This window comes from Flavobacterium phragmitis, from assembly GCF_900112575.1.
Lineage (GTDB): Bacteria > Bacteroidota > Bacteroidia > Flavobacteriales > Flavobacteriaceae > Flavobacterium > Flavobacterium phragmitis.
Genome location: NZ_FOMH01000008.1, coordinates 239,550 through 262,200, shown reverse-complemented (window position 1 = coordinate 262,200; position 22,651 = coordinate 239,550). Strand labels below are relative to the sequence as shown.

At 34.5% G+C, this 22,651-nt stretch carries 14 protein-coding genes; 4 read left to right on the top strand and 10 right to left on the bottom strand.

From position 1 onward, the window contains the following. The first annotated feature begins 8 nt into the window (after window positions 1-8). Window positions 9-626, top strand: a complete 618-nt coding sequence (locus BM289_RS15885; RefSeq protein ID WP_091495289.1) for a cysteine hydrolase family protein — start codon at window positions 9-11, stop codon at window positions 624-626. Window positions 627-757: 131 nt separating this feature from the next. Here BM289_RS15885 and BM289_RS15880 read toward each other — a convergent pair whose 3' ends face one another. The 9 genes from BM289_RS15880 to BM289_RS15835 form a co-directional block, all read right to left on the bottom strand. Then, a complete protein-coding gene (locus BM289_RS15880; RefSeq protein ID WP_091495287.1) occupies window positions 758-2,131 on the bottom strand; it encodes a sensor histidine kinase in 1,374 nt (457 codons plus the stop codon). 144 nt (window positions 2,132-2,275) lie between these two features. Beyond that, window positions 2,276-3,700, bottom strand: coding sequence for a SusD/RagB family nutrient-binding outer membrane lipoprotein (locus tag BM289_RS15875; RefSeq protein ID WP_091495285.1), 1,425 nt, complete (start codon window positions 3,698-3,700; stop codon window positions 2,276-2,278). A gap of 12 nt (window positions 3,701-3,712) precedes the next feature. Further along, complete coding sequence (locus BM289_RS15870) at window positions 3,713-6,901, bottom strand: SusC/RagA family TonB-linked outer membrane protein (protein ID WP_091495283.1); 3,189 nt, start codon at window positions 6,899-6,901, stop codon at window positions 3,713-3,715. Between the two features lie 1,281 nt (window positions 6,902-8,182). After that, complete coding sequence (locus tag BM289_RS15860; RefSeq protein ID WP_091495278.1) at window positions 8,183-8,704, bottom strand: DUF3347 domain-containing protein; 522 nt, start codon at window positions 8,702-8,704, stop codon at window positions 8,183-8,185. Continuing rightward, window positions 8,701-11,139, bottom strand: a complete 2,439-nt coding sequence (locus BM289_RS15855) for a zinc-dependent metalloprotease (RefSeq protein WP_091495277.1) — start codon at window positions 11,137-11,139, stop codon at window positions 8,701-8,703. The genes BM289_RS15860 and BM289_RS15855 overlap by 4 nt, the downstream gene beginning before the upstream one ends. A 5-nt stretch (window positions 11,140-11,144) precedes the next feature. Then, window positions 11,145-12,569, bottom strand: a complete 1,425-nt coding sequence (locus tag BM289_RS15850) for a RagB/SusD family nutrient uptake outer membrane protein (RefSeq protein WP_091495416.1) — start codon at window positions 12,567-12,569, stop codon at window positions 11,145-11,147. A gap of 4 nt (window positions 12,570-12,573) precedes the next feature. Then, entirely contained in the window at window positions 12,574-16,221 is a 3,648-nt protein-coding gene (locus tag BM289_RS15845; protein WP_091495275.1) for a SusC/RagA family TonB-linked outer membrane protein, read from the bottom strand. Window positions 16,222-16,356: 135 nt separating this feature from the next. Further along, window positions 16,357-17,493, bottom strand: a complete 1,137-nt coding sequence (locus BM289_RS15840) for a FecR family protein (protein WP_091495273.1) — start codon at window positions 17,491-17,493, stop codon at window positions 16,357-16,359. 199 nt (window positions 17,494-17,692) lie between these two features. Further along, window positions 17,693-18,262 (bottom strand): RNA polymerase sigma factor, encoded by a 570-nt coding sequence (locus BM289_RS15835; protein WP_091495271.1) that lies wholly within the window; start codon window positions 18,260-18,262, stop codon window positions 17,693-17,695. 187 nt (window positions 18,263-18,449) lie between these two features. On the opposite strand from BM289_RS15835, the gene BM289_RS15830 reads away from it, so the two are divergent. The 3 genes from BM289_RS15830 to BM289_RS15820 all read left to right on the top strand — a co-directional run bounded on the left by BM289_RS15830 (window position 18,450) and on the right by BM289_RS15820 (window position 21,811). After that, window positions 18,450-19,328: a helix-turn-helix domain-containing protein gene (locus BM289_RS15830; protein ID WP_091495269.1), complete on the top strand. Its 879-nt coding sequence runs from the start codon at window positions 18,450-18,452 to the stop codon at window positions 19,326-19,328. A 74-nt stretch (window positions 19,329-19,402) separates the two neighbouring features. Further along, window positions 19,403-20,233, top strand: coding sequence for an NAD(P)H-binding protein (locus tag BM289_RS15825; protein ID WP_091495267.1), 831 nt, complete (start codon window positions 19,403-19,405; stop codon window positions 20,231-20,233). Window positions 20,234-20,356: 123 nt separating this feature from the next. Continuing rightward, a complete protein-coding gene (locus tag BM289_RS15820; protein WP_091495265.1) occupies window positions 20,357-21,811 on the top strand; it encodes an FAD-dependent oxidoreductase in 1,455 nt (484 codons plus the stop codon). Window positions 21,812-22,117: 306 nt separating this feature from the next. On the opposite strand, the gene BM289_RS15810 is transcribed toward BM289_RS15820, so the two are convergent. Beyond that, window positions 22,118-22,567, bottom strand: coding sequence for a hypothetical protein (locus BM289_RS15810; protein WP_091495261.1), 450 nt, complete (start codon window positions 22,565-22,567; stop codon window positions 22,118-22,120). Between the last annotated feature and the right edge of the window lie 84 nt (window positions 22,568-22,651).

Genomic DNA, 22,651 nt, shown 5'->3' with positions numbered 1-22,651 from the left:
TTAGAATTATGAGCTTATATCAACTTCAAAAAACGGCAATTGTACTAATCGATCCCTTTAATGATTTTCTTTCTGAAGGAGGAAAATTATATCCTATAACAAAAGAAACCGTTGAAGGAAACGGAGTCGTTCAAAACATTAAAAAGCTGTTGACAGCAGCAAGAGAAAAGAAAATACTCATTGTATACGCTCCTCACCGGCACACAGAAAAAAATGATTATTTAAACTGGAAATTTATGGCTCCATCGCACGCAGGAAGCAAGAATATTACCTTGTTTGAAAAAGGTTCTTGGGGAGCCGAATTTTATCCTGATTTGATAATGCAGGAAGGCGATCTTCTTGCTCAAAATCATTGGACAGCCAGCGGATTTGCCAATACGGATCTGGATTTTCTTTTGAGACAGCATAACATTGATCAAATTGTTATTGTTGGAATGCGAGCCAATACTTGTATTGATTCAACAGCAAGATTTGGCGTGGAACTTGGCTATCATGTAACTTTAATCAAAGATGGAATTGGTGCTTTTAATTGGGAAGAAATTAAAGCAACGGTTGAAACCAATTTTCCTAATTATGGACATGTACTTTCTTCTACAGATGAGTTTATCCAACAGATTCATCTTTAATTAGATTATTGTAAAAAATGTTTCACGCAGATTTAAAAAGATTTCAGCAGATAAACGCAGATCTATCATAAATCTGTCCAAATCTGTAAAATCTGTATAAAAAACCTGTTATATAAGCTAGTTTCTATTCTCTATTCTCTATTTTCCAAAGGCAGTATAAATTTAAAAGTACTGCCTTTTCCAAGTTTACTTTCGGCCCAAATTTCGCCTCTGTGTTTTTTTATAAATTCATGACAAAGCAGTAATCCTAAGCCGTTTCCGATTTCATTTTCGGTGCCTTTTTGGATTACTTTTTCATTAATTTTAAAAAGCTTTTCTTGTATATGGAGCGGAATTCCAATTCCGTTATCACGAATAGATACCTCGACTTTTTTATTGGTTTTCTGAAGACTTACAACAATTTCTCCATGCTGTTCTGTAAACTTAATAGCATTGGTTAAAAGGTTTCTTAAAACAGTATCAATCATATCTTTGTCCATCATTGTGCTCACAGTTTCTATTGATTCGAATCTTAAATCTATGTTTTTATGTAATGCCACACTTTTGTGCAGTTTTATGTTTTCTTCAATTAAACTGTTTAATTCACATTTTTTCGGATTGTATTCGATCATTCCTGTCTGCATTCTGGACCAATTTAAAAGGTTTTCGAGCAGTTTATAAATATTCTTGTTCGAATCATGAAGCATTTCTGTAATTTCCTTGATTTCTTCACGGCTGTAAGTATCGATTTCCTGAGACAAAATTTCCGACAAAGCCAGTGAAGAACCTAACGGACCTTTTAAATCATGTGCGATTATTGAAAAAAATAAATTTTTGTCCTTTAATAGTTTCTGTATTTTAAGATCCTGCTTTTCTTTCACCAATAATAAAAAACCGATTGTTCCAATGAGAGTTAGTAAAAATAATCCGATACTGTATAAACTATCAAATGTGCTTTGTCTAAAGAAATGTTTCTGCGGACTAACATAAGTGTATATTGCTTTAAGAAAGATCAAAATTTCAAAAGAAACATAACAAAGCAGGTAAAATATACGGAACAAATTTGTTGCTTTCTCTCTAAAATAACCAATTGTCGGAAGCAGATAAATAGAAAATATTCCGAGAGACATGATTATAATACGAATATTCATTGATCCTCCAAGTAATGCTACTGCGTTAAAAACCAGAATAGCAATAAAGGTTAAAACTGTCTGAATCTTATAACGTCTAATGAATTTGGATTTATTCATAGATATTATCGCTATAGTTTCATACCAGCATCCTGAAAGAATTATTGTATTTCCCAAATTGATAGAAACAAGATCTGGCACCATTCCTCTTAGAAAAATACAAATCCATCCAATCGTTAATAATACTTTTCCAAAACCAAACGTATTCAATTTTTTTCTGTTTTCTGCTGAAGCATACGAAAGGGAGTAACTGAAAATAAGTATGCAGACAAATAAATTTCCCCAGAAATAAAGAAGAAAGATGGTTTTAGGATCTAAGGGTAACAATTTGAGCATTTATATACTTAGAATATTATAACTAGTCGCAAATATACAAATTAGAAATAATAAAACCCCGCATCGCTGGGCGACACGGGGTTTTCTTAAGATTTTTCTTTCTTAAAAAGAATTTTGTTTTGGCGAAAAAACAAAAAATACTATTTATTTAGCATCAAACCATAATTTAGTCGTCAACAGATCTTTTCCTTGATCCGAAACCGCATTTTGATAATTAATTCCGTTTAATGACTGCTCCGTTCCAGGATAAAAGAAACGGGAAGGAATTTTTCCGTCCAAAACAGTATTTGGTCCAGCTGTCAAAACGGGGAAATCTAATCTTCTCCATTCTGTAAAAGCATCTAAACCTTGTCCGAAGAATGCAATCCATTTTTGTGTACCAATAGATTTAGCATAATTCGATGCATCATATTTTACAGTTGCCTGATCTAAATAATTAGAGATTACTGTAGCATCTGTAATTCCAAATTGATTGAATGATGCTGTAATGGCATTTTTATAAAGTGTCTCGGCATCTCCAGCAATGTAGCCGCGAGCAACAGCTTCAGCAAGATTAAATAATACTTCTGAATAAGAATAAATTACAGCTGGTGATGTTGACGTTAAGAAATAAGTTCCTGGTTTAGATGTTTTAGCAAAACCTTGATTGTTCGCATCACTGTTTGTTAATCCGTTACCACCTCCAACATAAGTACCCACACTTGCATCTGATGGTAATTGTGCATAAACTGGTAAACGTGGATCTGAGAATTCTTTTAATTTATCTACCATCGTTTTTGAAATACGGAAATCATCACGTGTTTCAAACCAAGCCGAAGCCGGATTCTGTTGAGGAGAAGCAATATACGTAAACTTAAAAGTATCATTATTACTACTTAAAACTCCTGCTGGATCAGTTGTTGCATCAATAGCAACTTGTTTTGCTAATGCAGGTTCTTTATCAGCAATTCTTAATGCAATTCTCAGACGAAGAGAATTTACATATCTTTTCCATTTTACAATATCTCCTTTGTAAACTAAATCTCCTGTTACAGTACCATTTGTTGTCCCCAATAAAGACTGAGCTTTTGCCAAATCTTCTAACAAGCCCGTATATACTTCTTTCTGTGTATTATAAGCTGGCGTTACTTTTTGTCCTGCTTCTTTATAAGGAATACTTCCGTAAGCATCTGTCAACAGTAAAAATGTCCAAGAACGAAGTGTTAAAGCAATTCCCTTGTAGTTTGAATTGGCCTGAGCATCTGGAAAATTAATAATCGTATTCAAATCTGTTATCAAGGTTGCATAACCTGTATTCCATAAAGAAGTGAATGAAGTATTGGAAACATCGTATCGATCTGGTTCCGTATATTGGATTTTAGCCCAATGTTGCACAAATAGTAAAGAGGAGTTAAAATTGTTCTCTGAGCCCCAGTATAAGTCAGCTCCTTGTTTTAAACTTCCAGTTAACAAATAAGGTGCTAATGGTGTTTCGGTTGCATTTGGATTTTTATTGATATCATCCAAAGTATCACTGCACGAGGTCAGTGTCAATCCAAATAAGATTATATATGATAGCTTTTTTAGCATGATTTCGTGTTTTTAGAATTTAAGATTAACATTAAGACTGAAATTTCTGGTTGTTGGCAAAGACAAACTTTCCAAACCTTGAGCATTTCCAGTATTGAAAGCCGTTTCAGGATCAATATTTGGCGCATCTTTATAGATAAAGAATAAGTTACGACCAACGGCAGTAATACTTGCTCCTTCTAATCCCAGTTTTCTTGCGAATGACTTATTAAAATTGTAAGCCAATTTAATTTCTCTCATTTTTACAAAAGTTGAGCTGTAAATGTAAGCTTCGCTGATGTTGTATGATGCTTTATAATATTCCTGAGCACTAATTACTTTTGTGTTTGGACTTCCATTTTCGTATACTCCGTTAAAAATCATACCGTCATCATAAACCGTTACACCGCTTGGTGCAGTTCCGTTCACTAAAGTTCTTCCATTGGCAGTATTATTATTTGGATAATAATAGCTTAAACCGCCATTTTCAGCACCACGTCCCGGAAGCGTTGAAGCCAATACTCCTGTATAAGTTCCCGTTCTATTCGTTCCTGAGAAAATTTCTCCACCTACACTAGCATCAACCAAAACGGATAATTCAAGATTTTTGTATGTCAAAGTATTCGTTACACCCGCTAAATAGTCTGGAGTGTAATGTCCTAAAACTCTCTTTGTCGGATCAGCTTTTGGTAATCCGTTTTCTCCTACTACAATGTTGCCGTTTGCATCACGTAAATAAGCCGTTCCGTAAAGTGCTCCATAAGCCTGTCCTACAGATGCCAACACCTCTACACCTCCAGAAGAACCAATTGTATAATTTTGAATCTGTTTTGCATAATCCAAAATCTCTACTTTACTTCTGTTTCTAGAATAATTGGCTCCAATATTCCATTTGAAGTTTTCAGTTTGAATTGGACTTCCGTCTAATTGAATCTCTAAACCTCTGTTGTTTATTTTTCCAGCGTTGATTAACTGTGAAGTGTATCCGCTTGAAGCTGTCGTTTTGATTTCTAAAATCTGGTCGAAACTGTTTGTGTTATAATAAGCCACATCAAAATGCAATCTGTTTTTCCAGAAAGTAGCTTCTAAACCAACTTCTGTTGAACGTGTCGTTTCTGGCTTTAAATTCTCATTCAATTTTCTTTGTGAAGAAGTTTGAATTGGATTACCATCAAATGCAGTCTGGAAATTATAGATTGTTGATAATTGATACGGATCAGCATCATTACCTACTTCAGACCATCCACCGCGTATTTTTAGGAAATCCAATGTACTGCTTTTCAAATTTAAGGCTTCGGATAAAACTAAACTTCCGTTGATTGAAGGATAAAAATAAGAACGGTTGCTGCTTGGTAATGTAGATGACCAATCGTTACGAGCTGTTACGTTCAAATACGCATAATTTTTATATCCCAATTGTGCAGAAGCATAAGCACTATATACTCTCAATCTTGATAATGTATTTGATGATGTCAACGGATCTCTTGAATTCGTCAAAGTATATAAATCTGGTACTGCTAAACGTGGCGCTTTTTGATAGTTGTTAGCATCACTGTGATTACGGATATTGAATCCAGCAAGAGCATCTAAACTAAAATCATCATTCAGTTTTTTAGTATAAGTAAAAATACCTTCTGTATTTTGTTCGTTTACCGTGTAAGCATCTTCAGCATATGATCCGAAAGGGGTTCCGTTTGTACCATATTTGATTGTATACTTTCTACGGTCATTGTAATAATCAACTCCTGTACGGAATCTGAAATTAAGTCCATCAGCCAATGTAGCATCCAAATGCACATCACCAATAAAACGATTACGCTGCTGGCTTGTGGTATTGTAATAAGCATTCCAATAAGGGTTGCTGTAATAACTGTTGTTCCAGTTCACATTTCTGTTGTTTTGAAGCTCATTAATATCAACCTGACGACCGAACCATAAAAACTGAAGCATTACACCCGCAGCACGGTTTCCTGATGGTCCACCTGGCAATGCGGGAGCATTAGTTGTAATATAATTCCCTGTAACTCCTACTTTTATGTTTTTTGAAATTTGATAATTTGTGTTAATCGTAAAGTTTGTTTTGTTCACTTCACTATTAGGTACGGTTCCCAATTGTTTTTGATTGTTTACACCTAAACGGAAATCTGATTTATCATCTGATCTTGCTACAGAAACACTATTGTCATAAGTAAGTCCTGTATTAAAGAAGTCTTTCACATTGTTTGGATGTGCTACAAAAGGCACTGCTTCACCATTTGAGAAAAATTGAGGAATTAAACGTCCGTCTAGTCTTGGTCCCCAGCTTTCGTCAACACCATCATTTATTCCGCCTCCTTTTCCATCAACAAAGCTGAATCTTCCGTTTGAACCTTGTCCGTATGAGTTTTGGAAACTAGGCAAAGTCGCTACTTGAGAAATTGTGATTCCTGAATTTACAGTAATTCCCAGTCCTTTCTGGCTTTTTCCAGATTTCGTCGTAATCAAAACCACACCATGCGCCGCACGTGATCCGTAAAGTGCCGCCGCGTTTGGTCCTTTTAATACCGTTAAGGTTTCAATATCGTTTGGATTTAAATCGGCAATTGCATTTTTAAAGTCACGAGTTGCTCCTCCTACACTTCCTAATTGTGAGTTATCTACAGGAACTCCATCCACTACAAACAAAGGTTGGTTGTTTCCTGCAATAGAAGTTTCTCCACGAATGATAATACGAGAAGATCCCATATCTCCTTGAGAGTTTGTAATACGTACACCCGCTAATTTTCCGCTAAGACTGTTTAAGAAGTTCGTTTCTTTTGTCTCAGCAATATCTTTGTTTTTAAGTGCTTGAGTTGTATATCCTAAAGATTTTTTTTCTTTTGAAATACCAAGTGCCGTAACCACTACTTCAGATAATTGATTTTGTTCTTCTGTAAGATCAATTACGACTGAATTTTCATTGATTACAAATTCTCTCTTTTTGTATCCCAAGTAACTTACTATTACGGTGTAAGGCAGTTTTTGTCCAGTTTGGAAATAGAATTTACCATCAAAATCAGTTTGAACGCCATGCGTAGTGCCTTTGATCACAATTGATGCTCCAATAATAGGTTCTTTAGTAACGGCATCTATCACTGTTCCGCCAACTTTTGATTGAATCAGTGGTTGCTTTTCCTGAGCCGTCGCACCGATGGAAATCAAGAAAATACATAATCCAATATATCTATTTAATATTTTTTTCATTAGTTCTTTTTAATTTAATAAATCAAGGATTGCGTAAAAACAGAAAAAAATCCGTTGATGCTTCCCTTTCTAGAGATGTATATTTTTTTTTTTAAGCTCGACCATTTCTGCGACTACAGGAATGGCATATTGTTTTACCGGCTACACATTCGTTTTTTCATTTTTTCTTCTTTTTTTGATTACTATTATTTGGATTGGCCTATACAAGAGCTGCCCTATTGCTAAGGTTCACTCTAATTTAAATTTGTTGAAATTGGGAATTGAAGACTTTTAACAGAAGCTGCACATGAGATTGAAACAGCTAAGAGATTTCTGTTTGTTTGAAAGTGAAATGTTTTTACTAGTCTTCATTATTGGGAAAATTTTAAACTCTACTAATTCGATAGAACAAAAGTATATTAAAAATTTTAATATAAAAGTATTATTGCAATTTTTTTGCAAAAAAAATGTTAACGAAAACGATAAAGAAAATACAAATAACTGATAAACAATAAATTAAAAAACACAATAATTTTTAAACCTTAATAAGAATTTTACTAAAAAGAAGGAATTTAAATTGAAAAAACAGTGTATTTAAAAATGTTTTACAAACAATTTTAAGTTTGCAAGCAAAAAAACTGCTCAAAATAGTTGAACAGTCTCTTTTTCTTATTTTTTAAAATCTAAAAGGGCAATGCCTTTAAGTTAAAAATTTCTCTCTTAAATTTTCGTTAATCTAATTCTAAATAATCCCGATGGCTACACTATTAAGATTAATCCGTTGAAAGAAATTGATAACATTCAAATGAATTCCGTAGGAATGAGAAAATATTGTAGCAACGGATTTTAATCCGTTGAAAGAAATTGACAGTAATCAAATGAGTTCCGTAGGAACGGATCATTTTCCTTCCAAATATGAATCGAACCTACAGCTCTTTATTTTTCGAACGTTTTATAAACCGGATTAAAATCCGGCCCTACAAAATAGTTCGAGCCTAAGGCTCTTTTTACATTGTTTATTAAAATCTGACTGAATTATTCAACCAGTATTTCTATGAAACATAAATAGTTGTAGTCGCTATTTGTTTACCCATGAAACATTGCTGAAAAATGATCGTTAACTATAACGTTAAAAATTTATTTTTTATAAAAAAAAAAAGGACTGTCTCAAAATTGAAACAGCCCTTTGCTAATTCTTTCATTGTCCTATTTTTTCGAAAGAAATAAAGAGTATAATAGAAACGACAAATACGGCTTCAGTTAGAACACCGTATTTATCAAACTAATTCAAATTAAAAAAAACTACAAACTTGCTTTTACTTCTCCACAAGTCAGCATATTTTTTGGATAATAAGGATTCTTAATTTCCTTACTATCACTTGTCCAAACAGCGCCTGTCATGGGACAAACCTGTAAATATAATGTAGCATCAGCTGCTTTGAATTTTGAAGCCACATCCCAGTATTTCACAGAAAGTGTTTCAAAAATTTTGCGCTGTTTATTAATATTTTTAGTCGTTGCCATTTCAGCTGCTAAATCTGAGATTGCTTTTCTTGTTGCTGTCGCCGCATTCATTTGTTCCAAAGTCAGCTTTTTAAATTTGAAGTTCTTTAAAGAATTTTTTAAAGCTTCAGCATTCTTTACAACGGCAAGACTATCTGAAGTGATTAAACTGTTTTTTAATGCCAGATAATTTTTAGTAATTTCCTTTTTTTGTTCTTCTCTTTTTTGAACCAATTCTGGCACTACTTCTTCTTTTGAAGTTACTTGTGCCTGAGCAAAACCGCTTAAGAAGATTAGGGCGATAATTAATACTTTTTTCATATCGTTGTAGTTGAATTTAATTTTGTACTTATTTTGTCTATTTCGATCAAGATTGCTTCAAAATGATCTTTATTTATTCCTGTTGCACTGTTCATTAATTTAACAACCTCTGCTCGTAATTTTACTAAATGCTGTTTAGCATATAATCTAACATCGCTTCGCTGTGCTGTATTTAATGCTTTTCCAGGTTCTGTTTCTTTAGGCAATAACAGCATTCCCATTTTTTCGATATAACCACGCTGTAAACTTCTTCTGTAGAAATCTTGTTTCTCGTCACCACTAAATTGTACCCAAACGGTCTGCTGTAAATCGTTTAAGAATTCGGGCACCGTATAAGCGCCTTCAAACTGAATTGCTTTTTGACTGATGTTATAAAGCATTCCTGAACTCAGCAACATATTCAATACTTGATTTTGTTGATCTGAAATCTGCTCTGATGTTTTTAATGGAATCAATTTATCTAATTCCTGCGGGTACATCCAAAGCGGTGCTACAAATAATTGTCTTCCAACATAATCTACCGCTGCTTTTACTTTTGCTTTAGGAACCGGCTGAAAAACTGCTCCTTTTTCATCAACAGTACGTTTAGTGATATAATTGCTTCCAATATTTTTCAGAACATGGTACAAATAGCGTCCGTATTGCAACACAACTGCTTTATGCATATCTTCTAAATTCTCATAAGCATCATTTGGCTGATACGTCCATTCAATAAGATTTGGAACTACGCGTTTTAGGTTTTTAATTCCGTAATCACTTGCTAAAACAGAATCATCACCGATGTCTTCTTTTTGGCTTCTTGGATCTTCATCTTTTCCTTCTCCGCCAAACCATAATTTTGGATTAGCTGTTAAACTATCTGTGGTTAATTTGGCTAGAATTTTTTCTTCCTCAAACTCATCTTTTGCTTTTGGATAATAACCATAACCCCATTTCACAGCCCACTTATCATAGACTCCAATTCTTGGGTAAATTCCTTTTGGACTGATATTATCTTCTGGCTGTGCTACATAATTGAATCGGGCATAATCCATAATCGAAACCGTATGTCCGTTGGCTTCAACCCATTTTTTGTCTCTTAATTTTTCAACTGGAGTCGCACTGCTCGCTCCCATATTATGACGAAGACCAATGGTATGACCAATTTCATGAGAAGAAACAAAACGAATCAATTGTCCCATTAATTCATCATCCAAATGCATTTTTCTTGCTCTCGCATCTAATGGTCCAGCCTGAATCATATACCATCTCTGTACTAATTTCATCACATTATGATACCAGCCTACGTGACTCTCAATGATTTCACCACTTCTTGGATCACTAATTCTTGGTCCGTAAGCATTTGGTGTTTCTGAAGCATAATATCTTACTACCGAATATCGTGCATCTTCCAGACTCATTGTTGGGTCATTTTCCGGCCATTCTTTACCTACAATAGCATTTTTAAAACCTGCGGCTTCAAAAGCTTTCTGCCAGTCGTTGATTCCTGCAATTAAATAAGGTCTCCACTTTTTTGGTGTTGCCGGATCGATATAATAAACGATTTGTTTTTTAGGCTCCACCAATTCGCCGTTTAGATATTTTTTGATGTCCTTATCTTTAGGTTCCAGACGATAGCGCTGAATAATATATTTTGTTTGAGCACGTTGTTCATCATCATCAAACAAAACATATTTGTTGGCAAAATACCCTACTCTTTCATCAAAGAAACGTTTACGCATTGGCGTTTTTGGAAGCAGTACAATCGAAGTATTTAAACGTAATGTAATACTCCCGCTGCTGGCTGTTGCACTTGTATAAGTTTTTGTCGTTTTTACCTCAATATTGATTGGATAAGCATCTATACTTTCAATAAAAGATTTGTCGTCTGCAAGAGAAGTTAATTTTTTCTCTGTTTTCTCTTTACTCTCGATAGCAAACATTGGATTGTCTTTCTTAAAAACATCCGTTACATCGATAACTACTTCTTTTGTATCTGGATTAGTTGTTTTAATTGGAAATGCAGCAACAATCGGATTTTCGTTGCTTCCCGCCAATGCTTTTGCCAACATTGAATCGGCTGAACGAACATCTTGTCTGTATTGCAGTGATCTTAAATAAACGGTGTTGTTGGCTCCTTTTTCAAAATAAATAGTCTGTTCGTTGGCTTTTTCTCCACCAAAAACCCCCATTCCTTGTGGTGTAGAAAGAAATCGGGTAACCACCAGCATGTATCTATTGAACAAGCTGTCTGGAATTTGAAAATAGTATTTGGTATCTACCTGACTCACCGTAAAAAGACCTGCTTTATTTTTCGCTTTATCGGTAATTACTTTGTTATACGCCAGCATGCCTTTTAGCTGCGTGCTGGTGCTGTCGGCTTTTTTTTCTGGAGTTTGAGCAAAACCATGCTGTCCAAAAGACAGCATGATCAGCATTATAAATAATTTCTTCATCTCAATTAAAATGGAAGTTTTTCGTCTGTATTTAAAGTCAATTTTGGATTCTTTTGTAAAGCAGACAAAGGAAACGGAATAATATACAATCGAGAGTTTGGCTGTAAAGTATATGTTTTTTGAGGAACCGTTTTGTTTACAATTGGGAATACTCTGGTAATTGTTTTTGCATATTCAGTTTCCGTATTTAATCGTTTCAAATCGAAAAAGCGGTTAAAACCTAAAAGCAATTCTTTTCTTCTTTCATTAATCACCAATTGCATTGTTTCTTTTCGAGTAGCCGGAACTGTTAAGTTTACCGTACCAGAGAGAATACGTTTTGCTCTTAATGTATTTAAAACGGCAACTGCTTCGTTCAATTTATCTTGTCTCGCTAAACATTCAGCCTTCATCAAATACACTTCGGTTGTTTTCATCCCCACTGTTGGGTAAAAAAATCTTGTGTACTGAGTGCCCCAATAAGCAGTACCAGAACCTTGATCTAAATTGGTTGTGCTGGTAGAATTGAAGAATAAATTAAAACGAGCATCATTTGTTCCGAATAACGTTCTCAATTCTGGACTGATGATGTATAACTGGCCAAAATTCATTTCGTTGTAACCCGTCATATACATATAACTTAATACTTCAGTGTTATTTGCCGCAGGAACAGCCAAAGCAGTTGGTCCGCCTTGTGCGCTATAAGCTACCATATCAAATATCTGATTGTTATAGCTTAATGATTTTTCAGCAGCTTCCTGTGCTTTTGCAATTTCTCTTTTAAACAAATGCACTTTTGCTTTAAAAGCATAAGCAAATGCCAATGAAGGATGATAAACATCAGCCGGTTTCTCTAAAAGATACGGTAATGCTTCATCGATATCTTTTTGAATAAAGTCATAAACTTGCGCCACAGTAGATTTTGAAGGCTGTGCTTCTAAATCAAATTTGTCCATAATACAAATTCCGCCATCTGTAGCTGCTGTATTGGGGTCATACCCTTTTGCATAAGTATTTACTAATAAAAAGTGATCATACGCTCGGTAAATTCTAGCTTCAGCTTTTGCTAATCGTTTGATGTTTTCATCTCCTTTACTATTATCCACTAACGAAATAATGGTATTCCATCTGTTGATATAACTATAAGCTTGATTGTAAAAACTCGACCCGGTCATTAATGAAACGCGGTCTACACTTTCATCAAAAGTAAAATTAAGAATATCGATGTTTGGAGTTCTACCAATTACATTGGCTTCTTTCATCCATTGATCATCTGACAAGTATTGAAAGTTGTTGATTGGGTAACCACGTCCAGGAAGCGAAACCAATTCAAGAAATTGCTGTGGTGTTTCAATTACTAAAGCTCCTTTAGGTGTTATGTCTGTATAATCGTCACATGATGACATTGTTAGCATCATTAAAGAAAGCAGTGTTATATATATCTTTTTCATTTTTTTAAAGAGTAAGATTAAAACCAAATAGGTATGTTTTTGGCAATGGCAAATTACGTGTACCAGAATTAACTGTATAAACTTCAGGATCAATACGATTTCCAGCAGCACTCCAATACCAAATATTATTCATTTGAAAAGTAAATTTTGCCGATGTGATATTCATTCGAGTAGCGAAAGCTTTTGGAATATTATATCCTAATGAAATGTTTCTTAGTTTAATATAATCTCCATCTACAACATTTGCAGTTGAATTTCTCCATTGACTGCTTATCGTTCCTGCATAATTTCTAACACTTTCGTCAAAATCTACAAATAAACGAGTATTTCCATTTCTATTTGTGTCAGTATAACGATCTGTGATACCAGAAAGGTTTACAGCATCAGAACTCATATCGATGGTTTCTTTACGCATTACATTGCCACCAGAGAAAACAAACAAGAAGTTTAAATCGAATTGCTTGTAAGAAAAACGCTGTGACAATGAACCTGTGTAAGTTGGCATTAAAGTTCCCACATTTACTAAGGCATCTGGATTAGTAATTGTTTTTATACTTGTCGAAATTGGATTTCCATTCGCATCAAAAGTGATAGATGGATTTCCATTTTCATCCAAAACATAAGGATATCCATTTACTGTTCCTCCATATTGGTAAGCATACATACTATTGAAGAAATCATTTTCTACAAAGAAATTAGTTGGTGCCGAAACATATGACGAAGCTGTAGATTGAGCTCTTGTTACTTTTCTAACCGTTGTTTCGTTAAAGGCAAAAACTAAATTTGAATTAATACGGAAATTGCCATTATTATACCATTCAGAACCAGCGCTAAATTCTATACCTTTATTCAATAGTGCTCCAGCATTAATTCTTCTTGACAATGCTCCAACAGTAGGATCAAGATCTGTAGTTGCTAATAAATCGCTGCTATATTTGCGATACACATCAATAGTACCATTTAATTTAGCACGGAACAAACTATAATCTACACCAATATTGGTACTTTGCGTTTTTTCCCATCTCAACATTGGATTAGGCTGAGCAGTGATATTGGTATATTGTAAAGACTGATATAAGTTGTCATTTCTTCTTGTAGCAGTTATATAAGGTGTTGTGCTTTGATCTACGTTTCCGTTAATACCGTAAGTAGATCTCAATTTCAGCATAGTTACCCATTTTACTTCTTTCATAAAATCTTCATTGCTGATGTTCCATCCTAAACCTGCAGACCATAATGGGCGGTTTTTGTATTTTGGATCCACTCCAAACAAATCGGCTTTATCAACACGGTAACTTCCTGTAATGTTATATTTAGATAAATACGTATAACTAGCAGTACTAAAAATTGAAAAGTAACGGTGTAATATTTCCTTCTGCGTTCGTCCCAAAGCCGCCAACGTTCTGTTGCTGCCAAATATATAGCTAGAAACTCCTGTTTGGCTTAGTGCAAGATTATTTAATACTGCAGAACTAAGTGTAACAGGATCATAACCATATCGCAATTGTTCGATAGATCTTGGAACGAAAGTTTCCCGCATTTCAGTACCAACCAAAGCATTAACAGAGTGTTTGCCTTCTGCAAATTCTTGATTAAAATCTAATTGATTTCTAAAAGAATAATTACTTGCTTGAGAACTTGTCTGCATATATCTTCCTCCGGTTGAGAAACCGTCAACATAAGTGTATGCATTTGTAGTTGGATTATAACCCGTTAGCGCATTGATTGCAGAACGCATTCTGTAAGAATTAACATCAAGATACTGTTCTCTATCATTTTTTCTTACTTCATACTGAAATTGTGTACTATAACTTAAACCTTTCCATAATTTCGCTTTTATATTAGCGAAGGTTCTTAAACTCAATGAATTCTGTTCTTCAATACCTTCTCTAAGTGCATCTAAAACATTAAAACTCGTTGATTTAAAACCACTTAAAGCCGATATTTTTTCAACCATAGCCGGGTTAAGAACGGCGCCTGAGGTAAAACCATCTCTAATTGATGCAAATGACGATTGTACCAAATTTCCGTTATCATCTGTAATACGCTCGTATCTTTTTTGAATATCATAATTGCCAAGATCAAATTCCGTAACATCATCATTACTATAAGTTCCATTTACTCCGAATGTAGCATTTAACCAATTGTTTACCTGAAAACTACTTTTAGCATAAAGATTAAAATTACGACCCTCATTGTATTTAATACGACCTAATGATTTATCATAATTAAGTGACACATAAGTATTCTGCTTCGTGGTACTGCCTGAAAATGCAACATTGTAACGTTGTCTGAATTCTTTCTGCCAAACATTATCACGATAATCTTTATTATAATCGTTCTTTCTCCATTGTGCTAGAGTACTATTGTAAGTTGTATTGTCTATTTTACCCTCTTCCAGATTTCTATTCAACTGATAAAGCGGACTATAATATTTAGGATTGCTGTTTCCAATATCTCCATAACTGCTAAACATGGTAGCTGTATCAGCAAATCTGGCTCTTTCTCTATTGTAAACCGCTTGCTCAAAGTCAATCATATCGCTGGTTGAAGCGTAATTCATGTCTCTAAGATTTGGTTTATCTGAAATAAAGAAATCAGAGTTGATTGTTACTTTTAATTTACCATTTCCTTTTTTAGTTGTTAAAACGATAATACCATTTGCCGCTCTTGAACCATAAATAGAAGCCGCTGCGGCATCTTTAAGAACATCCACACTTTCAATATCATACGGATTAATTTCATCTAAAGTCAACTCTGTTGGCAAACCATCTATTACTACAAGCGGACTGTAGCCAACTTGATCAGATGAAAAAGTACCAATACCTCTTAATATAGGCTGATCTGAACCAATGCCGTTTGGATTCTTTTGAAACATCAAACCCGCAACACGTCCTTCTATAGCGCTTGATAAATTCGAGTTGATGTTTTCGTTTAACGTTTTTTCATCAATTTTAGAAATGGCACCAGTAAAATTGCTTCTAGCAATAGTCTGATAACCAGTCACTACTACTTCTTTCATTGCCGCAATTTTGTCTTCAACAATAATCGTAAGAGTATTTCGACCACCAATAGCAATAGACTTTGTTTCAATTGTTAATCCCGAACACTCCAAAATTCCGTTAGAAGGCACATTGTCAAAAATAAAACCACCATCAAAATCGGTAATGCTTGTTCTATTTGTCCCAGATAAAGTTACAGTAACACCAGGAAATGGCTCATTTTTATTGTTTGTAACTTTTCCGCTTACGCGGATTTGCTCGTTTCCCAAGCTTTCTGCTTTCTCTTTAGAGGAAGCGGCTACAACAATAGTCTGATTAGCCAAATTGTATTTTAAATTCTGACCGCTAAAAATTTTATTTAAAGCTTCTTTTAATGTAGCATTCTTAACATTAATTGTAACCGGCTTAGCATCTTTTAGCATTTTCTGCGTGTACAAAACTTCGTAATTCGCTTGTTTTGCCACTTCTTTCAGCACCGTTTCAAGTGATGCGTCTTTAAAATTGATGGTAACATTTTGTGCCTGCCCCGAAAAACTGCAAAACAGCATAAAAAGCACAGCAAAAACATTTAAATAATTGGAAAAATTAAATCTGGGAATCTTTTCTCCAAGATTTTTGTAAGGTTTTTTTGGTTGTAAATTTAATTTCATACATTTACATTGGTTATAGTTAAACAATAGGTGGACAACTTATACTGGCTATACCCTTTTATAACAACCAGAAGCATCGCAACTGCTTCTGGTTTTTTAGTTTATAGTCTCAGTATATTCGGGTAAACTTAAAATTTAGGGATACACAATAACTGTTTTTCCTTCAACCTTAAATTTGATATTACTAAACTCAAGTACTTTTAATACTTCAGATAAATTTTTATTTCTAAACGTACCGCCACTAAAACGAACATCAGAGACGTCACCGTGATATTCAACTTTAATTCCGTACCAACGTTCCAACTGTTTCATTACAGTCTTTAAATCAGCATTGTCAAATTTGAAACGGCCATTTTTCCACGCAACCGCTTCTTCCGTATCTACTTCTCTCACTTTGATTTTACTGAAACTCTCCGATACGTCAGACTGCTGTCCCGGTTTCAAGATTGTTTTTTGATTTTTGTACGTAACGGCTACACTTCCTTCCAGCAAAGTAGTTTTCACAACCGATTCATTATTATAAGAATGAACATTGAAATGCGTTCCCAATACTTCAATAGATTGGTTATCCGATTTTACAATAAAAGGTTTGTTTTTGTTTTTCGCCACTTCAAAATAAGCTTCTCCTTCTAACTCAACCACTCTTTTATCTCCGTTAAATTGCGTTGGGTATTTGATTGATGAAACTGCATTTAAATACACTTTGGTTCCGTCAGCCAAAATAATATTGTACTGACCTCCTGTTGGAGTTGAAAGTGTGTTGAAAGAATTATCATCTTTAGCACCAGCTGCATTTGGATTTATGATATAAGTAATTTCTCCATTGGCATTCATCTTGATTGTTACCTCATCTTCTTCTCCTTCTTGGGCAATAATATCTTTTGCTGTAATTTCAGAAAGTACGATTTGTTTTCCGTTCGAAAGGGTCAATACTCCTCTGGTACCTCCAGGAGCAATTTCCTGTGGTTTTGCAGCAACCTGAACTTTTTGTTCTTTTGGTTGTGCAAAATAAAAAATTCCTGTACCTAATATTACAGCAATTGAAGCAGCAACCGCTATACGAGGCCAAAGACGGACTACTTTTGTTTCTTCCTGCAGTGGTAATTTCGATTTCAAAAGCTGGTAACTATCTTCCAGCTCATATTCATTAAGCTGTAAATTGCTGTTAGAAGCTTTATGCAGATACCAAGCATCCAGTTTATCTTTATCCTCATTAGATAAAGTACCGTCCTGATATTTTTTAAGCAATTCTGAGATTTGGGTTTTGTTCATAATTACGACACGAAATTTTGTCTTGTTTAATAGTAAGACAGTTAGAAAGTGCTTTTGTCATAGACAAAAACAAAAAAAATTAAAAAAACATTATTATATCTTTAACAAATTGAGAAAAACGTTAGCTTTCTATTTACTACTGAACGAGTTACAAAATTGAAAATCATTCAAAAAAATTAACAAAAAGCATAAAAATAATTCACCAGACAAAAAGATTTATCATGGATTTCAGCTTTTCTCGGAGAATTTTAAGCGAATTATACACTTGTTGCTTGGCTGTTTTATCCGTAATATTCAATTGAAGTGCAATTTCATCATACGAAAGCTCTTCTACCTTTCTCAGCAGAAAAACTTCACGCATTTTTTCGGGAAGCAATGCAATTTCTTTCGCAATAATCGTCTCTAATTCTTTTTCTCGAAGATCAGAATCGGCAAAAACATAATCGGCTTCTATAAAGTTGGAGATTGAATCGGCATATCTTGAAACCACCTTTTCATGTGCGATATGATTGAGTACTCTATTTTTTACCGCTTTGTATAAATAAGAAGAAAGCGAACCTGTAATATTTAATTCGTAGCGCTTATTCCAGATAGAAAGGAAGACTTCTTGCGCTACATCATTTGCTTCATCTTGATTTTCAAGAATTTTATAAGCATGATTAATTAAAAGTTTAGAATAACGCTCAAAAATTTCTGTATACGCCAACTGATTATCTTCTTTTAGAAGATTTAATAAGAAATCATCAGTATATTCGTTATAAACAGACATTAAATTGAAGGGTTGCTAATCAAAAAGGCAATATTAAACATTTTTTATGTTAAAAGCTAAAAGATGATGCAGTACAAATTTTAGTTTAAAATAAATCTAAATGAATTTATACTGAATTATAATCTATTTAGACTCTGAAAAATAAACCTTAACTTTTCACACATTTTACCCGAAACAGCATTATTCCATGACAACCGATATTCTTGAACTTAACGATTGCATTGTTTTAATCGAACATTCGAACACAACAAAAACAATAGTCCAAAAATGCGAAATAGACGGCGACGCGCTTGGCTTTGCCTTTTATGGATCAGGAAATGTTGAACTGGAAATCAAACACAACAAACAGACAAAATATCTAATGAACACAACAGGTTTGGCAATTTGCTTTTTCGGAAATCAAAAAGTCGAATTCTCCCATAAAATTGAACCCGACAAACCTTTACAATCTATTAGTATTTTTACGAAACTAAAAAACCTAAATTCACTCCCGCAGGCCGAGAAAGAGATTTTCGAAAGTTATCTACCACAGTTATTACATCCGAAAGAGCATTTTGTAAAAGGCCCTTCATTTTACATGACACTTGAAATGCAATTGGCTGTTCAGAAAATCTTTAATACTTCTTACACAGGAAATGCACGTTTGCTTTTTTTAAAAAGTCAGGTCAACGAACTTCTTGCTCATTTTTATGCACTTCTGGCTTCTGAGAAAAAAACTGATTTGTCTGAAACCGACAAAAACAAACTATTTCAGGCAAAAGAAATTGTTACCATCAACTACTCTGCTCCGCCATCCATTACACAATTATCACAAATGGTTGGTCTTAATAGCAATAAACTAAAAAAGAATTTCAAAGAACTATTTGGAATCCCGGTTTTTAAATTTGTGCAAGAAGAAAGATTAAACAAAGCCTACGAATTACTCCGCGAAAGCGAAAAAACAGTTCAGGAATCGGCTTGGGAAGTAGGTTATGAAAGTCTGAGTTCTTTTTCGAATGCGTTTCATAAAAAATTCGGCATGCGCCCGAATGAGGTCAAACAACAGTTCTTTTCAAACAAATCATAATTCTTTTGCGACAAATGATTGCATTTTAATCTCCACAACTTTGCATCAGTAATCATCATTAAAAAACTACTGATATGAAAAAGAAAATTTTAGTTCTAGGATCCAATGGAAAAACAGGACGCAGAGTTGTTAAAAGATTAGAAAATAATCCTGAAGTTGAAATTCGTTTAGGTTCAAGAAACGAAATTATTCCTTTTGATTGGGAAAATCCCGAAACCTGGCAAAATGCTGTAAAAGATGTTAATATAGTTTATATCACATTTCAGCCAGATCTGGCTGTTCCTTTTGCAGCAGAAGCTATAGAAAATTTCACCAAAATTGCCACAGCAGCAGGCGTAGAGAAAATCGTTTTACTTTCTGGAAGAGGTGAAAAAGAAGCCCAGGTTTGCGAGGAAATCGTCAAAAAAAATGCTAAAAACTGGACAATCATTCGTGCCAGCTGGTTCAATCAGAACTTTAGCGAAAGCTTTTTCCTAGATCCAATTCTTTACGGAATCGTAGCATTGCCAAGAGCCGAAGCACTAGAACCTTTTACTGATGCTGATGATATTGCAGATGTAGTAACCCAAGCGCTTTTGGATGAAAATCACAACGGAAAAACCTATGAATTGACTGGGCCGAGATTATTAACTTTTAAGGATGCCGTAAATGAAATCGCTAATGCAAGTGGCAGAAATATCAGCTTTAAAGGATTAAGTCTGGAAGAATACACGAAAATGCTTCGAGAATACCAAGTTCCTGAAGATCATATCTGGCTGGTGAACTATCTATTTGAACAGGTTTTAGACGGAAGAAATTCAAATGTAACTTCAGATATTGAAAAAATTTTAGGAAGAAAAGCTAAAGATTTCAGCGCTTATGCAGAAGAAACAGCCAAAACTGGAATATGGAATCCTGAAAATTAAAAGAATACAAAAGCATCAAGTCTATCAAAAGTTCCAGACAGAATTATATCATAATACTTTTGAAAATATTTCTCTAATTTTGCCCGCCTTTACAAATGAATTGAAAAGGTAAAACAGTAGAATATGTGGACTATTTGTGAGGAATGCCAAGGACGCGGTAGAAAAAGCCGAAGAATCAGCAAAAAAGTACGGCTTGATTACCAAACTGCCCTTGATCAGTTTGAAAAATCAGATAAAACAGGGACAGCTCCAGTTCGTGCTAAAGCGGCTTTATATACTTGCACCAACTGCAACGGATCTGGTTTAACTGTTTCTAGAACTTATCCAAAACCTGATCTTGAAAATTTTCCACATGTTGCCATTATTGGTGCCGGAATTGGCGGTATGGCTCTGGCTGTTGCTTGTTTACATCGAAGAATTCCTTTTACAATTTATGAACGTGACCTTAATTTCGAGGCACGTTCTCAAGGTTATGGACTTACTTTACAGCAAGCCAGTAAAGCAATGGAAGGATTTGGAATTACAGCTTTAGAAGAAGGCGTAGTCTCTACAAAACATATTGTACATAATACTGAAGGAAAAATAATTGCTGAGTGGGGTTTTAGAAAATGGCTCGAAAATGACATCAATGCATCACCAAAACGCACCAATATTCATATTGCACGGCAATCTCTGCGTCTGGCTTTACTACAACAGCTGGAAAGCAACGATACTGTACAGTGGGGACATCAATTAATAGATTTTAAATCATCGGCTGAAAAAGGGATTGATTTACGTTTTCAAGTTAATGGAGAAATAAAAAATGCGAAAGCAGACATTCTCGTAGGTGCAGATGGTATTCGCAGTTCGGTTCGCAAAAATCTGATTAGTGAAGAAACAACTCCTTTGCGTTATCTAGACTGCATTGTGATTTTAGGAATATGTCCATTAAAAGCATTGGAAAATCTTGATAGTCCGTTATTAGATTCGGCTACTGTTTTTCAGACTGCGAATGGAAACGAACGAATATATATAATGCCTTATACTTCAGATTCAATTATGTGGCAACTTAGTTTTCCAATGTCCGAAGAAGAAGCTAAAGCCTTAAGTGCACAAGGAACCAAAGCCCTAAAAGAAGAAGCCTGCCGAAGAACACAATGGCACAATCCTATTCCGCAGATACTAGCCGCAACACAAGAAGCACAGATTTCGGGTTATCCTGTTTATGACCGTGAATTAATTAATAAAGAATTACTGGAAAATGCAGGCCCTGTAACACTTATTGGAGATGCAGCACATCCTATGAGTCCGTTTAAAGGTCAGGGAGCCAATCAAGCTTTATTAGATGCACTTGCGCTCGCTCGTGAAATTGCAAAAGGTTGCAAATCTCCAATGTATTGGAAGGAAAAAGGTGTAAGAGAAAGTGCTTTGGAACAATTTGAATCAGAAATGATAGAACGAAGTGCTTCTAAAGTGAAAGATTCTGCTGCTGCCGCTGAATTTCTGCATTCTGACATTGCCCTTTATGAGGGTAATGAACCAAGAGGAAAATGTCTTAAGAGAGAAATCAATGACAATGGCAATGATAAATCTCAATGACAAATTTCAATATTCATTCTTTTTTGCTCAACATAGCCCGTCGTTTCAAACACAGGAGACATATAATTTACATTGTGTTCCCGTGGTTGAAACCACGGCTATATTTTTATTTTTTTTAGAGTTACTTGCGAATTTTTCATTTTACAATAACAAGATTCTGTACCCTATTCACCAATTTCAATGGGCAGTCGCAACGAAAACCAATCTATAATTTACAATTAACGCTCAACGCCTATCAAATTGTTTTAAAATAAAAAAACTCCAAAATCTTAGGACTTTGGAGTTTTAAAATATTGTATGTAAATCTTACATTTCGTTCAAATCATTGAATTCGTGTAGAGATTTTAATGTGTTTTCGTAGAATAAAATCGCAGCGATTAAATTTCCTTTATCGGAGTAAGGCATCATCTTTCTTTGGAACTCTACTGTAGTATCTAGGAAAGTTGTTGTACCAGCTGCTTGGTTATCTAAGATTTTCTTGTGATCTCCATCGTCTGGAATACCTAAATCAGCCATAGTAACACCTGGTTTAGTAACCAAAGCGATGTAAGGAAGAGTTTTTACTAATACTTTAATACGCTCAATGTACAATTCCAAAAGCTCTCCTTTTTGCATACCACTTAATTCTTTTTGATCATGGTATTTACGGATTAACGCTGTTGTACTAATAATACTTTTAGGAGCATTTTTCGCTTGTGCTGAAACAGCCTCAGTTGCCAATAAGAAAAGGAAACTTAGTAAAATTATCTTTTTCATGTTATGAATTTGATTTGGGTGTTGTTCGACGACAAAAATATGTATTTTAACTTAATTTACAAGTTTATTGTTTTCTTTTTTTGA

Bases quoted from the DNA above. Each gene is read 5' to 3' on its own strand.
- BM289_RS15885 (WP_091495289.1), top strand. From the start codon at position 9: ATGAGCTTATATCAACTTCAAAAAACGGCAATTGTACTAATCGATCCC.
- BM289_RS15880 (WP_091495287.1), bottom strand. From the start codon at position 2,131: ATGCTCAAATTGTTACCCTTAGATCCTAAAACCATCTTTCTTCTTTAT.
- BM289_RS15875 (WP_091495285.1), bottom strand. From the start codon at position 3,700: ATGCTAAAAAAGCTATCATATATAATCTTATTTGGATTGACACTGACC.
- BM289_RS15870 (WP_091495283.1), bottom strand. From the start codon at position 6,901: ATGAAAAAAATATTAAATAGATATATTGGATTATGTATTTTCTTGATT.
- BM289_RS15860 (WP_091495278.1), bottom strand. From the start codon at position 8,704: ATGAAAAAAGTATTAATTATCGCCCTAATCTTCTTAAGCGGTTTTGCT.
- BM289_RS15855 (WP_091495277.1), bottom strand. From the start codon at position 11,139: ATGAAGAAATTATTTATAATGCTGATCATGCTGTCTTTTGGACAGCAT.
- BM289_RS15850 (WP_091495416.1), bottom strand. From the start codon at position 12,569: ATGAAAAAGATATATATAACACTGCTTTCTTTAATGATGCTAACAATG.
- BM289_RS15845 (WP_091495275.1), bottom strand. From the start codon at position 16,221: ATGAAATTAAATTTACAACCAAAAAAACCTTACAAAAATCTTGGAGAA.
- BM289_RS15840 (WP_091495273.1), bottom strand. From the start codon at position 17,493: ATGAACAAAACCCAAATCTCAGAATTGCTTAAAAAATATCAGGACGGT.
- BM289_RS15835 (WP_091495271.1), bottom strand. From the start codon at position 18,262: ATGTCTGTTTATAACGAATATACTGATGATTTCTTATTAAATCTTCTA.
- BM289_RS15830 (WP_091495269.1), top strand. From the start codon at position 18,450: ATGACAACCGATATTCTTGAACTTAACGATTGCATTGTTTTAATCGAA.
- BM289_RS15825 (WP_091495267.1), top strand. From the start codon at position 19,403: ATGAAAAAGAAAATTTTAGTTCTAGGATCCAATGGAAAAACAGGACGC.
- BM289_RS15820 (WP_091495265.1), top strand. From the start codon at position 20,357: ATGTGGACTATTTGTGAGGAATGCCAAGGACGCGGTAGAAAAAGCCGA.
- BM289_RS15810 (WP_091495261.1), bottom strand. From the start codon at position 22,567: ATGAAAAAGATAATTTTACTAAGTTTCCTTTTCTTATTGGCAACTGAG.